At 72.4% G+C, this 13,116-nt stretch carries 14 protein-coding genes; 7 read left to right on the top strand and 7 right to left on the bottom strand.

Annotated elements, in window-relative coordinates:
* Positions 1-8: 8 nt before the first annotated feature.
* The 4 genes from Plo01_RS24530 to Plo01_RS24515 are packed head-to-tail and all read left to right on the top strand — an operon-like array spanning position 9 to position 3,987.
* Positions 9-950: an ABC transporter permease gene (locus Plo01_RS24530; protein ID WP_203893017.1), complete on the top strand. Its 942-nt coding sequence runs from the start codon at positions 9-11 to the stop codon at positions 948-950.
* Complete coding sequence (locus Plo01_RS24525) at positions 943-1,932, top strand: ABC transporter permease (RefSeq protein ID WP_203893016.1); 990 nt, start codon at positions 943-945, stop codon at positions 1,930-1,932. Before Plo01_RS24530 ends, Plo01_RS24525 begins: the two co-directional genes overlap by 8 nt.
* Before the next feature lie 17 nt (positions 1,933-1,949).
* The gene (locus Plo01_RS24520; protein WP_203893015.1) at positions 1,950-2,987 is read left to right on the top strand and encodes an ABC transporter ATP-binding protein; all 1,038 of its coding nucleotides are present in this window, start codon (positions 1,950-1,952) and stop codon (positions 2,985-2,987) included.
* Positions 2,971-3,987 (top strand): ABC transporter ATP-binding protein, encoded by a 1,017-nt coding sequence (locus Plo01_RS24515; protein WP_203893014.1) that lies wholly within the window; start codon positions 2,971-2,973, stop codon positions 3,985-3,987. The genes Plo01_RS24520 and Plo01_RS24515 overlap by 17 nt, the downstream gene beginning before the upstream one ends.
* A 63-nt stretch (positions 3,988-4,050) precedes the next feature.
* On the opposite strand, the gene Plo01_RS24510 is transcribed toward Plo01_RS24515, so the two are convergent.
* The 5 genes from Plo01_RS24510 to Plo01_RS24490 form a co-directional block, all read right to left on the bottom strand.
* Complete coding sequence (locus Plo01_RS24510; protein ID WP_203893013.1) at positions 4,051-4,269, bottom strand: hypothetical protein; 219 nt, start codon at positions 4,267-4,269, stop codon at positions 4,051-4,053.
* A 125-nt stretch (positions 4,270-4,394) separates the two neighbouring features.
* Entirely contained in the window at positions 4,395-5,579 is a 1,185-nt protein-coding gene (locus tag Plo01_RS24505; protein ID WP_203893012.1) for a lipid-transfer protein, read from the bottom strand.
* A 49-nt stretch (positions 5,580-5,628) separates the two neighbouring features.
* On the bottom strand, positions 5,629-6,033 hold the full coding sequence (locus tag Plo01_RS24500) for a Zn-ribbon domain-containing OB-fold protein (protein ID WP_203893011.1): 405 nt from the start codon (positions 6,031-6,033) through the stop codon (positions 5,629-5,631).
* 70 nt (positions 6,034-6,103) lie between these two features.
* Positions 6,104-7,315, bottom strand: coding sequence for a S8 family peptidase (locus Plo01_RS24495; protein ID WP_203893010.1), 1,212 nt, complete (start codon positions 7,313-7,315; stop codon positions 6,104-6,106).
* Between the two features lie 219 nt (positions 7,316-7,534).
* Complete coding sequence (locus Plo01_RS24490) at positions 7,535-8,341, bottom strand: SAM hydrolase/SAM-dependent halogenase family protein (RefSeq protein WP_203893009.1); 807 nt, start codon at positions 8,339-8,341, stop codon at positions 7,535-7,537.
* A 118-nt stretch (positions 8,342-8,459) separates the two neighbouring features.
* Here Plo01_RS24490 and Plo01_RS24485 point away from each other — a divergent pair, with 118 nt between their 5' ends.
* The 3 genes from Plo01_RS24485 (at position 8,460) to Plo01_RS24475 (ending at position 10,328) form a co-directional block, all read left to right on the top strand.
* A complete protein-coding gene (locus Plo01_RS24485; RefSeq protein ID WP_203893008.1) occupies positions 8,460-8,762 on the top strand; it encodes a DUF3263 domain-containing protein in 303 nt (100 codons plus the stop codon).
* Between the two features lie 53 nt (positions 8,763-8,815).
* Complete coding sequence (gene otsB / locus Plo01_RS24480) at positions 8,816-9,616, top strand: trehalose-phosphatase (protein WP_203893007.1); 801 nt, start codon at positions 8,816-8,818, stop codon at positions 9,614-9,616.
* Between the two features lie 124 nt (positions 9,617-9,740).
* The gene (locus Plo01_RS24475; RefSeq protein WP_203893006.1) at positions 9,741-10,328 is read left to right on the top strand and encodes a hypothetical protein; all 588 of its coding nucleotides are present in this window, start codon (positions 9,741-9,743) and stop codon (positions 10,326-10,328) included.
* A 49-nt stretch (positions 10,329-10,377) separates the two neighbouring features.
* On the opposite strand, the gene Plo01_RS24470 is transcribed toward Plo01_RS24475, so the two are convergent.
* Positions 10,378-11,550: an MFS transporter gene (locus tag Plo01_RS24470; protein WP_203893005.1), complete on the bottom strand. Its 1,173-nt coding sequence runs from the start codon at positions 11,548-11,550 to the stop codon at positions 10,378-10,380.
* Positions 11,551-11,675: 125 nt separating this feature from the next.
* Positions 11,676-13,100, bottom strand: coding sequence for an alpha,alpha-trehalose-phosphate synthase (UDP-forming) (locus Plo01_RS24465; RefSeq protein WP_203893004.1), 1,425 nt, complete (start codon positions 13,098-13,100; stop codon positions 11,676-11,678).
* Positions 13,101-13,116: the final 16 nt, after the last annotated feature.

Here is a 13,116-nt window from a genome sequence, read left to right as displayed (position 1 = left end):
CATAACACATGGGCCGCTACCTCATCAGGCGCCTGCTCCAGGCGATCCCCGTGCTGCTGGGCGCCACGCTGCTCATCTACGCCGTCGTCTTCGCCCTACCCGGCGATCCGGTCGCGTCGATGTTCGGCGAGAAGCGGATGGACGAGGACATCGTCAACATCATCCGTGAGCAGTACCACCTGAACGATCCGTTCATCGTCCAGTACTGGCACTACATCTCCGGTGTCTTCCAGGGGAACTTCGGCAGGACCTTCGCGGGCGTCGAGGTCTCCGAGATCATCGCCGGCAAGTTCCAGGTCACGCTGAACCTGGCGTTCACCGCCCTGGTCATGGAGGCCGTCATCGGCGTGGGCCTCGGCCTGTACGCGGCGCTGCGCCGCGGCAGGGCGCAGGACACCCTGGTGCTGGCGTCCACGCTCGTGCTGATCTCGATCCCCACCCTGGTGACCGGGTTCGTGCTCCAGCTCCTGCTGGGCGTCAAGCTCAAGCAGAGCACCGGCATCGAGATCTTCCCCGTCGCCGGCGTCTCGGACGGGCTGCGCAGCTACCTGCTGCCCGCCTTCGTCCTCGCGGGCACCTCGATCGCCTACCTCACCCGGCTCACCCGGACCAACCTCGTCGAGACCCTGCGCGCCGACTACATCCGCACCGCGGTGGCCAAGGGCATGCCGCGGCGCAGGGTCATCGGGCGTCACGCGCTGCGCAACGCGCTGATCCCGCTGGTCACCTATCTGGGCGCGGACCTGGGCACGCTGATGGGCGGCGCGGTGATCACAGAGACGATCTTCAACCTGCCCGGCATCGGCCAGGAGCTGTTCCGCTCGGTCTACGAGCGCCAGCAGCCCGTGGTCGTGGGGATCGTGACGCTCCTGGTCCTCGTCTACATCCTGGCCAACCTGATCGTGGACCTGCTCTACGCCGTGCTCGACCCGAGGATCCGCTATGAGTGACACCACGATTCCCGGGACCTCGGGGAGCCCGGGGACTCCGAGGGCCAGGCACGCCCGGCACGCCAAGTCGCCGGCGCAGCCCGCGCGGGACCCCCGGTCGCCGAAGGGCCCCGGTCCGCAGGACGCCAAGCCCGCGGGCCTGTGGAGCGACGCCTGGCACGACCTGCGCCGGCGCCCGCTCTTCATCGCCTCGGCCGTGCTGATCTGCGTGATCCTGCTCATGGCCGCGGTGCCGCAGCTGTTCACCTCGGTGGACCCGTACGACGCGGCGGGCTGCCGTCTGGGCGACGCCCGCCAGGCCCCCAGCTCCGGGCACTGGTTCGGCACCGACAGCCAGGGCTGCGACACCTTCGCCAGGACGGTCTACGGGACGCGGGTCTCCCTGCTGGTGGGCCTGAGCGCCACCCTCGTGACCACGCTCGTCGGCGGGCTGCTCGGCCTGGTGGCCGGGTTCCGGGGCGGATGGCCGGACGCGCTGCTGTCCCGGGTGGCGGAGATCTTCTTCGCCGTCCCGTCGGTCCTCGGCGCGCTGCTGATCCTGGCCGTCTTCCGCACCGGCACGATGTGGACCGTCATGCTCGCGCTGGCCATGCTGGCCTGGCCGATGACCTTCCGCATCATGCGGGCCGCGGTGATCACCGCCAAGGGCCAGGACTACGTGATCGCGGCCCGGGCGCTCGGCGCGTCCGGCGGGCGGCTCATGTTCCGCCACATCCTGCCGAACTCGATCGCCTCGGTGATCGTGGTGGCCACGGTCAACCTCGGCGTCTTCATCGCCGCCGAGGCGGGCCTGTCGTTCCTCGGCGTCGGCGTCCAGTCGCCCTCGATCTCCTGGGGGCTCATGATCGCCGATGCCCGGCCGCGCTTCCTGGAGGCGGCGAGCCCGCTGCTGTTCCCGGCCGCCTTCCTGAGCCTGACCGTGCTGGCCTTCATCATGCTGGGCGACGCCGTGCGCGACGCCCTCGACCCGAAGCTGCGGTAGGGGGACAGCTTGTGAACATGACGTCGACACCGCCGCTGCCGGCCTGGGGGACGGGCGGCGGGGAGAACGAGCCGCTGCTCACCGTCGAGGACCTGCACGTGGAGTTCACCACCCGGCAGGGGGTCGTGAAGGCGGTCAACGGGGTCAGCTACGCGCTGCGCGCCGGGGAGACGCTGGCCGTGCTCGGCGAGTCGGGCTCGGGCAAGTCGGTGACCGCGCAGGCGATCATGGGCATTCTCGACACGCCGCCCGCCCGCATCCCCAAGGGCCGGGTCCGCTTCCGGGGCACGGACCTGCTCCGGCTCTCGGAGGACGCCCGCTCCCAGTTCCGGGGCCGCCGGATCTCGATGATCTTCCAGGACGCGCTCTCCGCGCTGAACCCGGTGTTCACCGTCGGCTCGCAGATCGGCGAGATGTTCCAGGTGCACCAGGGCGTGTCCCGGCGCGACGCCGAGCGCAGGGCGGTCGAGCTGATGGACCGGGTCCGCATCCCCGGCGCCCGGCAGCGCCTGCACGACTACCCGCACCAGTTCTCCGGCGGCATGCGCCAGCGCATCATGATCGCCATGGCGATCGCGCTCGACCCGGAGGTCCTGATCGCCGACGAGCCGACCACCGCGCTCGACGTGACGGTGCAGGCCCAGATCATGGAGCTGCTCGCCGAGGTCCAGCGGGAGAGCGGCATGGGCCTGATCCTGATCACCCACGACCTCGGCGTGGTGGCCGACGTCGCCGACAAGATCGTCGTCATGTACGGCGGCCGCGTCGTCGAGAACGCCCCCGTGCACGACGTCTACCGCAGTCCCGCGCACCCCTACACCCGCGGCCTGCTGGAGTCGGTCCCCAGGATCGACCGGAAGGGCCGGGAGCTGTACGCCATCGCGGGGATGCCGCCGAACCTCCTCGACATGCCGCCGGGCTGCGCCTTCGCCCCCCGCTGCCCCTACCGTCAGGACAACTGCGTCACCGACCCGGTGCCGCTGTACCGGATCGGTGCGACGCGCGGCAGCGCCTGCCACTACTGGAGGGAGGTCCTCGATGGCGGCCACGGGTAGTCCGATCCTCGAAGTCCGGGACCTGGTCAAGCACTTCCCGATGACCCGGGGCGTGCTCGTCCGCAAGCAGATCGGCGCGATCAGGGCCGTGGACGGGGTCTCCTTCGACCTGCGCCGCGGCGAGACGCTCGGCATCGTGGGAGAGTCCGGCTGCGGCAAGTCCACGCTGGCCAAGCTGCTGATGGGGCTGGAGCGGCCCACCTCCGGCTCGGTGCGGATCAAGGGCAGGGAGATCGCCGACGCCAAGGAGAGCGAGCTCAAGCGGGTCCGCCGCACCATCCAGCTGGTGATGCAGGACCCGTACACCTCGCTGAACCCGCGCATGACGGTGGGCGACATCGTCGGCGAGCCGTACGAGATCCACCCCGAGGCGGCGCCCAAGGGCGACCGCCGCCGCCGGGTCCAGGCGCTCCTGGAGCTGGTGGGCCTCAACCCCGACCACATCAGCCGCTACCCGCACCAGTTCTCGGGCGGGCAGCGCCAGCGCATCGGCATCGCCCGCGGCCTGGCGCTCCAGCCGGAGATCCTCGTCTGCGACGAGCCGGTCTCCGCGCTCGACGTGTCGATCCAGGCCCAGGTGATCAACCTGCTGGCGCGGCTCCAGCGGGAACTGGGCCTGGCGTACGTCTTCATCGCCCACGACCTGTCGGTGGTCCGCCACATCTCCGACCGCGTCGGCGTGATGTACCTGGGCAAGATGGTCGAACTCGGCAGGGACGCCGAGATCTACGGCCAGCCCGCGCACCCGTACACCCAGGCGCTGCTGTCGGCCGCGCCGGTCCCCGACCCGGAGGGGCGCGAGCGGCGCAGGCGGATCGTCCTGCAGGGCGATCCGCCCTCCCCGGCCAGCCCGCCCTCGGGCTGCCGGTTCCGCACCAGGTGCTGGAAGGCGCAGGAGATCTGCGCGCAGCAGGAGCCCCCGCTCCAGCTGCGGCCGGGCACCTGGCACGAGAGCGCCTGCCACTTCGCGGAGGTCTACGACGCCATGCGCTCGTTCTGAGCGTGAAAAGGGGCCCCTCCCGTCCGGGAGGGGCCCCTTTTTCCGGAGGCGTTCTCGTACGTCCTAGTCGCGGACGGCGTTGAGCAGGTTGCCGAGGAGGCCGTTGGCGATGGTGCCGAGCGGACCGTGGCCGCTCAGCAGCTGGCCGAGCGGGCCGGGCAGGGAGCTGCCGACGGAGAGGGGCTGCGGCGACTGCGGCTCGGGCTCGGCGGAGGCGACCGTGGCCGTGCCGACGACGGCGAGGCAGGCGATGGCGGAGGCGGTGATGATGCGACGGACCATGATGTTCTTCCCCCGAAGGAATTCCGGGCAGGACGCGCGGCGCCTGCCGCTCTCCGTGCCCGCACGACTACGCTTTGGCGCCTAGCAGTATGGGCCCGCCGCCCGCGGCCGTACACGCAGGCGCGTCAGGTAATGGCGATGATGGCCGATCCATGACCGAACAGGCCCTGGTTCGCGGCCAGACCGGCCCTGGCGTTGACCACCTGGCGGGCTCCGGCCGTACCGCGCAGCTGCCGGGTCAGCTCGCACACCTGCGCGATCGCCTGCGCCGGGATGGCCTCGCCGAAGGAGGCGAGCCCGCCGGAGGGGTTCACCGGGATCCTGCCGCCGAGCGCGGTGTCCCCGGCGCGCAGGAGTTTCGCGGCCTCGCCCGGCGGGGCCAGGCCGACGTCCTCGACCCAGTCGAGCTCCAGCGCGGTGGACAGGTCGTAGACCTCGGCGAAGGACAGGTCCGCCGGGCCGAGGCCGGCCTCCTCGTAGGCGGCGTGCGCGATGGAGGCGCGGAAGGCGCGCTCGGGGGGCGGCACGGCCGCGGTCGAGTCGGTGGCGAAGCAGGGCAGTTCGAGCACGGTGTTGGGGAAGGAGGGAGTGACCGTGGAGACCGCCGCGAGCCGTACGGCCGTGCTCAGGGCGCGGCGGCGGGCGTACTCCTCCGAGACGAGGACCACCGCGGCGCCGCCGTCGGAGGTGGCGCAGATGTCCATCAGCCGCAGGGGGGCGGCCACCATCGGGGAGGCGAGAACCTCCTCGGCGGTCACGGTCTTGCGGTAGCGGGCGGCCTCGTTGAGGGAGCCGGCCAGCGCGTTCTTCACCTTGACCGCGGCGAAGTCCTGCGAGGTGTCGCCGTACAGCGCCATGCGCCTGCGCGCGTAGAGCGCGAAGTACGCCGGGTTGGCGGCGCCGAGCAACCGGAATCTGAGCCAGTCCGGGTCGTCCGGGCGGTCGCCGCCCACCGGCCGGAAGAAGCCCTTGGGGGTGGAGTCGGCCCCGACGACCAGCGCCACGTCGCACAGGCCGGCGAGGATGCGGGTGCGGGCGATGTCGATCGCCTGCGCGCCCGAGGCGCAGGCCGCGTAGCAGGACGCGATCCGCGCGCCCGTCCAGCCGAGGGCCTGGGCGAAGGTGGCGCCCGCGATGAACCCCGGGTAGCCGTTCCTGATCGTGTCGGCGCCCACCGCGAACTGGACGTCGGTCCACTCCAGGCCCGCCTCGCGCAGCGCCGCCCGGGCGGCGGCCACGCCGTACTCGACGAAGGGCCGCCCCCACTTGCCCCACGGGTGCATCCCCGTGCCCGCGATGACGACGCTCATGCTCTGCCTCCCGTGCTCGCCGGTCTGCCCGTGCGGCGCCCTCGGCGGTTCACGGCCTGCCCCACATCCACACCAGCGGGCCGTCCGCGAGCGGGCCCGCGGTCAGCTCCAGTTCCATCCCGACGTGCAGGTCGTCCACGGTCAGGTCCTTGACCTGGCCGAGCACGACGATCCCCTCCTCGGCGAGCTCCACCGCCGCCAGGGTCACCGGCGTGTACGGCTCCGCCGCCACGAACGGTGCGGGAGGCGGATAGCAGGCGTTGGTGTAGGACCACACGGTGCCGCGCCGGGAGAGCCGGTCCGGCGCGAGGTCCTCGCCCGAGCAGTGGGGGTTGCGGCAGAACCCCGTCAGGGGCGGGAAGTAGACCGTCCGGCAGTCGGCGCAGCGGGTGCCGATCAGATGGACGATGTCGTTGTCGACGGTGAACCAGCCGTCGATCGCGGGTGCGGCCATAGAGCCAATATGACACAAGCGCTTGCTCGGTAACATCCCCCGCGGCTCCCGGGAGCGGGCGGGGCACTCCTCACGGGCGGGGGCCGCGGCCGGTCAGCAGGCGGGCCGTCAGCACGACGAGGAGAAGGAGCAGGACGCCGCAGACGACCCGGCGGAAGCCGTACCCCATGCCGGTCCCGGCGGGAGTCCCGCCGTCACCGTGGTCGCCGCCGCGGCCGGCGGAGCCCTCGTCCGAGGGGGTCCCGTCCTCCCGGATCCCGCCGACCGCCCGGAGGCGCTGCCGCTGCATCTGCGCGGCCCGCTCCAGCGCCCGGGGGGCGTTGACCACGCCGTGGCCGTAGGCGGGGTCGTGCCCTCCCGGGGGACGGTGGGTCGTGCCGTGCTCGATGGCGCGGCGGACCTGGTCCGGGCTCAGCCCGGGGAACTCCGCCCTGATCAGCGCGGCGATCCCGGCGACCAGCGCGGCGGCCGAGCTCGTGCCGCTCCCCACGGTGTAGGAGCCGGGCCCGTCGGCGGTGACGATCTCCACGCCCGGCGCGACCACCGACAGGTGGGCCTGGCGGTTGGAGAACGGCGCCACCCGCATCGCCTCGTCCACCGCGCCGACAGAGATCACGCCGGGGTAGGCCGCGGGGAAGTGCCTGCGGTTGAGGCCCGCGCCGTCGTTGCCGGAGGAGGCCACCAGCACCGCGCCCCGGTCGAGCGCGTACCGCACCGCCTCCTGCTCGGCCGCCGACCCCTCCCACGAGCGGCCGCCGCAGCCCAGCGACATGCTGATCACCCTGGCCCCGCGGTCCACGGCGTAGCGGATCCCCCGGGCCAGGGCGGTCTTCCCCCGCTCGTGGTTCCGGCCGCGCCGGGGGTCGTCGTTCTCGAGCGCGACCCGGACCGACAGGATCGTCGCGCGGGGGGCGACCCCCGTCACCCCCCGGGAGCGGCCGTCGCCGCGCCCGCGCCCGGCGATGACGCTGGCCATGGCCGTTCCGTGGCGGCCCCAGCGGGACCGCCCGTGCCCCGTGCCCGTCAGGTCGGGACCGCTGACCACCGCGCCCGCCAGATCGGGATGGCGCGCGTCGACCCCCGTGTCCAGAACGGCGACGACCACGCCCTCACCGCGGGTCGTCCGCCACGCCTCCGGAGCGTCCAGGGGATCCAGCGCCCACTGCCGGGCCCGGCGTTCGGAGGGGGCGGGCGGATCGTCGGGACCGCGGACGGAGGGCCAGGTGAAGGCGGTCATGGTGATGGCGGTGAGGACCGCGCCGAGCGCACGCGTGAGGAACACGGCGACCTCGCGAGAAGGAGGGGAGGTTGCGTCAGATGGGGATTCTGACACGCGCTTCCCCGAGCAATCCGCTGCTTTCAGTAAACAGACCGATACGAACCGTTAGTCGGTTTAGTTCTAAAAGCCGGAAGTTTCCTTACAGGAGCATGCTTACAGAGCCATGGCCCGGAGACCGTGCTCACGGCCGACGGTTACCGGGACGCGCGTACGGAGTCTGACTCACGGGGCCATGGAGAGCCGGACATGAGCCCCCGGGGGGAGCCCGAGCCGCTGCGACGCGTCACCGGAGTTGATCGCCAGCGCGATCAGCCCGGCGGAATCGGTGAAGGCGACCACCTCTCCCGGGGGCACGGCCGCGAACGTCTCGCGGAACGGCACCGAGATCTGCCGCCTGCCGAGCCGTACCGCCAGCGTGGTGCCCGGCCGGGCGCCGAGGGTGGCCAGATCGCCCGCGCTGATCGACAGCTGGGCGTTGCCGTAGTGGTCCACCGAGAGCACCTCGCCCTCGACCACGCCCTCGCGCACCAGGGAGGTCGGCGCGGGGAAGGTGGTCAGCCGCTCCAGCGGGATCTCCGGGCCCAGCCCCGCCGTGTCGTGGCCGGCCGCCAGCTGGGCGGCCACCGGCGAGAAGACGTCGCGGCCCAGGAAGGTCAGGGAGACCGGCTTGAGGAAGAGGTCCTCGTTGGCCAGCTCGTAGGCCGCCCGGGCCCCGCCGACCGCCTGGACGGCCCAGGAGAGCACTCCGTTGTCCGGGCCCAGGAACACGTGGTCCCCGGCCTCGATCGCCACTCCCCGGCGCGCGCCGCCCACACCGGGATCGATCACGGCGACGTGCACGCCCGCGGGAAGATAGGGGACGGTCTGCGCCAGGATCGCCGCGCCGCGCCGTACGTCCCCGGAGGGGACCAGGTGGCACACGTCGATGATCCGTGTCTGTGGGGCGATCCGGGCGATCACTCCGTGGCAGGCGGCGACGTAGCCGTCCTCCAGCCCGTAGTCAGTGAGGAGGGTGATGACAGAGGTCACATCTGGTGACTGTACGTCTCCACATCCGTCATGAACAGCCGGAAATTCCCGACTATCCTGGCTTCGGGCCGCGTGCGCGCGGTGGGATCACCCCGCGCCCGACCGAGGAGGACCGCCAATGGACACTGCGCCGATTCCCGGTGACAGTGATGCCCAGAAACCGACCCCGAGGGCCCTGACGGACAGGGAGAGGGAGCTGCTCGCCTTCGAGCGCCAGTGGTGGCGTTACGCGGGCGCCAAGGAGCAGGCCGTCCGTGAGGCCTTCGATATCTCCGCCACCCGTTACTACCAGCTGCTCGGTGAACTCATCGACAGGCCCGAAGCGCTCGCGCACGACCCGATGCTGGTCAAGCGCCTGCGCCGGCTCCGCGACACCCGCAGGCGCGACCGCGCCGCGCGGAGGCTCGGCCTACGTCCCTGATCCCCGGGTATGGCCGAGGGGAAGGAAAACCACCACAGAACGGGCCATGACGCATGACCATGGGACTGGAGAAGATCCTGACCGAGGGGCTGAAGGCGATCCTCGCAGATCCCGCCGGAGCGGTGGTCGGACTCGACTTCGACGGCACGCTCGCCCCGATCGTGCCCGACCCCGAATCGGCCAGGATCCACCCTGCCGGTCCCGGGGTGCTGGCCAGGCTCGGTGACCTGGTCGGCTCCCTGGTGATCGTCACCGGGCGTCCCGCCGCCACCGCCGTCGAGTACGGCTCCCTGGACCGGGTGCCGGGGCTGGTCGTGCTCGGCCACTACGGTCTCGAACGCTGGGAGGCGGGCAGCCTCGTGGCCCCGCCCGTCCACCCCGGCCTGGCGCACGTCCGGGCCGAACTGCCCCGGCTGATCGCCGGGCTCGACGGAGTCAGGATCGAGGACAAGGACCGGTCCGTCGCCGTGCACACGCGGCGGGCTCCCGAACCGCAGGCCGCGCTCGACGCGCTGCGCGCGCCGGTCGGCGTGCTGGCGGCCGAGACCGGGCTGGCGGTCGAGCCGGGCAAGTTCGTGCTGGAGCTGCGCCCCCCCGGGATCGACAAGGGCACCACGCTGAGCGCCTTCCTCCGGGAACGCTCGGCCCGCTCGGTGCTGTTCGCCGGGGACGACCTGGGGGACGTGGCGGCGTTCGCGGCCGTGCGCGCCTCCGGGCTGCCCGGGGTCACGGTGTTCAGCGGCTCGGCGGAGGTGGGCGCGGAGCTGGGGGAGACGGCCGACATCGTGGTGGACGGCCCCGCCGGGGTGATCGAGCTTCTCGGCTCCCTCGCCGACGCCCTCGCCGGGTCCTAGGATCCCCGGCGGACGGCGATCCCCGGCGGCGGATCCCCGGCGGACGGCGATCCCGGCGGCCACAACGGTCCCGTACAACCCACGGTCAAGCGAACGTCAAGTGCGGCTCGGTAGTTTCTCCCGCATGAGAAAGCGTTCCATCGTCATCGCCGCGCTCGCCGGCGCCGCCCTCCTCACCGCTCCCGCGGTCGCCTCCGCCGCTTCGGCCGCCGAGACCTCCGCGGCCGGGGTGAAGACCGTGTCCTTCCGCGGGATGAACCTGAAGGTTCCGTCCGGCTGGCAGGTGCACCGCGATGGCGACTGGATGCTGGTGCAGACCGGCTCGTGCGAGACGCCGGCGTACTTCGCCGCGAAGTGCCGGGGGTTCTGGATCCTCGGCCCGCAGGCGATCAAGTACGGCAAGGAGGGCTTCGGCCCCTACAAGGGCGACCAGCCGTTCTACCCGGCCAGCGACGTGCAGGCGTGCCCCTTCAACGGCAAGTACGGCCAGGTCATCGGCAAGCCCACCGCGCTCGGCCTGCGCCAGGTCGGCCGCGGGCACAAGGCCAAGTACGTCTCCTGGTTCGGCCGGTGCGTGAAGCACGGCAACGGCGAGCAGACGGCCACCTTCGACCAGCGCGAGTGGTTCCTGCCCACCTCGAAGATCCTCGTGGTGGACGTGTGGAAGACCCCCGGCCTGACGAACATCCTGAAGAAGGCGACCTGGAGCTGACCGGGACGGACGCGCGGCGGGTGACGGCCCCGGGACGGGCCCGGGGCCGCTACCGGCCGCTCGCCAGCACCCCGCCGACGGCCAGGCCGATCAGGACGGGGACCATGAGGAAGGCCTGGTGGGTGCCGAACCCGTCGGCCAGCGCGCCCAGCAGGAACGGGCCGGCCCCGACCGCGACGCCGGAGAAGACCGAGGCCACGGCCGAGGCCCGGTCCGGCCGCCCGCCGGAGGCGGCCAGCACGCGGGAGAGCGCCAGCGGGAAGTGCATGGAGACCCCGAGCCCGGACAGGACCAGGCCGAGGTAGGACAGGACCGGGTTCGCACTGATCCAGAAGATCAGCCAGCCCGCGCCGGTGAGCGCGAGCGCGCCCACGAGCAGCGAGGCCGGGGGCAGCCGGAGGGCCAGACGCGCCCCGCCCCACCGCCCGGCCGCCATCCCCGCTGTGAACGCGGTCAGGGCGGTCGCCGCGACCTCGACCGAGAGTCCCGTCTGGTCGGAGACCAGCTTCGCCGCCCACAGGTTGAAGCAGAACTCCATCGCCACGCAGCAGAGCAGCACCGTGCCCGCCAGGTAGAACCGCCCGCCGAACCGGCCGCCGATCGCGGGGACGCCGGTGGGAGCGGCGGAGGGGGCGCCGCTGTCCTCCCGCGCGGGAATCCAGACGCGGCCCATGAACAGGGCGAGCAGAACGGTCGCGACCGGGTTCAGCAGCAGCGCGGCCCGCCAGCCGAGCGCGCTCTGCGCGGCGAAGCTGACCGCGAACGGCACCGCGATCCCCACGGTCACGCAGACCGCGTTGGCCTCGCTGATCGCCGAGGGTCCCGCCGGGCCGTGGTGGTCGCTGAGCACCGCCATGCCCGCGTAGAGGGCCATCGAGCCCATTCCGCTGGCGACGCCGTACCCGAGGAGGGTGACGGGGAGGGCCTCACCGGCGGCGACCGTCACCATTCCCACGTTCATGCCGGCGAGCCCGGTCCAGGTGACCGCGCGGCGGCCGATCCGCCGGGTCAGCCAGGGGAGCGCGAGGCCGGTCAGGATGGCGCCGGCCGCCATCGCGGTGCCGTGCAGTCCCGCGACGGCCTGGCTGACCCCCTGGTCGATGCGGAGCAACGGCAGGGCCGCGCTGAGGCCGTACAGGTAGGTGGCGAAGACGCCCAGCTGCAGGTAGATGAGCCAGGTCGCGCGATCACGGGTCAGGCGGACGGACGTGATCGTGGTCACTGCGGTTCCCCCGGGCGGACGAAAGTTGAAATGTCCACCAAAAGTATCTCACCAGGGGTGATCCGCCCGCGGGCGACCGGTTCGTCAGGCGGCGGGGCCGGTTCGCGCGGCGGCGGGCGACCGGTTCACTTGAGGGCGGAGAGCTGCTCGGAGAACCAGCGGTGCGGGGGGAGCGCGGCGGCCGCGGCGGCCAGCCGGGAGCCCCGCCGCGCCCGCTCGTCCTCGGGCATGATCAGCGCCTGGTACAGCGCGTCGGCCGTGGCCGAGACGTCGTAGGGGTTGACCGTCAGGGCGTGCTCGCCCAGCTCGGCGGCGGCCCCCGCCTCGCGGGAGAGCACCAGGGCGCTGCCCGGGGAGAGGATGGGCCCCTCCTTGGCCACCAGGTTCATGCCGTCCCGGATCGGGTTGACCAGCAGCACGTCCGCCAGCCGGTAGGCGGCCAGGGAGCGCGGGTAGTCGTCGTTCACGTTGAGGATCAGCGGGTCCCAGTCCTCGGTGGCGTACCTGTCCTCGATCTCCTCGGCGCAGCGCTGCACCGCCGCCGTGTACTCGCGGTACTCGGGCAGGTCGTGCCGGGAGGGGTAGGCGAAGGCCAGGTGCACGACGCGCCCGTGCCACTCGGGGTGGGTGTCGAGGAACTCGCGGTAGGCGTTCAGGCCCCGGACGATGTTCTTGGACAGCTCGGTCCGGTCGATCCTGACGATCAGCTTCCGGTCGCCGACCTGGTCGCGCAGGGCCGCCATGTTCGACTCGACGTCGGGCTCGCGCGCCCGGGCCCAGAGCGCCTCGCCGTCCACGCCGAGCCCGTGCACGCCGATCCGGGTGGTCCGGCCGGCGTGGAAGACGGTGCGGCTCGTGCGGTCCGCCTCGGCGCCCAGGAGCCGCTCGCAGCAGTCCATGAACGCGCCGGCCCATCGCGTGGTCAGGAAGCCCGCGTGGTCGGCGCCCAGGATGCCCTCCAGGACCTCGGCCGCGACGTCGTCGGGGAGCAGGGCGAAGTACTCGGGAGGGGCCCACGGGGTGTGCGAGAAGTGCGAGATGCGCAGGTCGGGCCGTTCGACCCGGAGCATGGCCGGGGCGAGGGTCAGGTGGTAGTCCTGCACCATCACCCGGGCCCCGTGCGCGGCCTCCTCGGCCAGCGCCAGCGCGAAGGCCGCGTTGTAGGACTGGTAGGACTCCCACTCGCGGCGGAACCGGGCGCCGAAGTTCGGGGTGTTCGGCGTGTCGTAGAGCAGGTGGTTGACGAACCAGAGCGTGGAGTTGGCCACGGCGTTGTAGGCGCGGTGGAAGGTGGCCTGCGGGATGTCGAGCATGCGCAGGGCGCCGGTGTCGTAGCCCGCGTGGTCCAGGCGTCCGCCGGGCGCCTGCCGTACCGCGGTCCGGTCGCCGTCGGACAGGGCCGCGCAGACCCACAGGACGTTCAGATCCTTGGCCACCTCCGACAGGCCGGACACCAGCCCGCCGCCGCCCCGGCGCATGGACAGCGAGCCGTCCTCGGACGTGGTGAATGAGAAGGGGCCGCGGTTGGAAGCCACCAGGATCGCGTTCATCGGTTCCCTCACCGGC

It is taken from the genome of Planobispora longispora, assembly GCF_016863135.1.
In the GTDB taxonomy this organism is placed as follows: Bacteria; Actinomycetota; Actinomycetes; order Streptosporangiales; family Streptosporangiaceae; genus Planobispora; species Planobispora longispora.
This window is presented reverse-complemented; position numbering and strand designations above follow the sequence as displayed.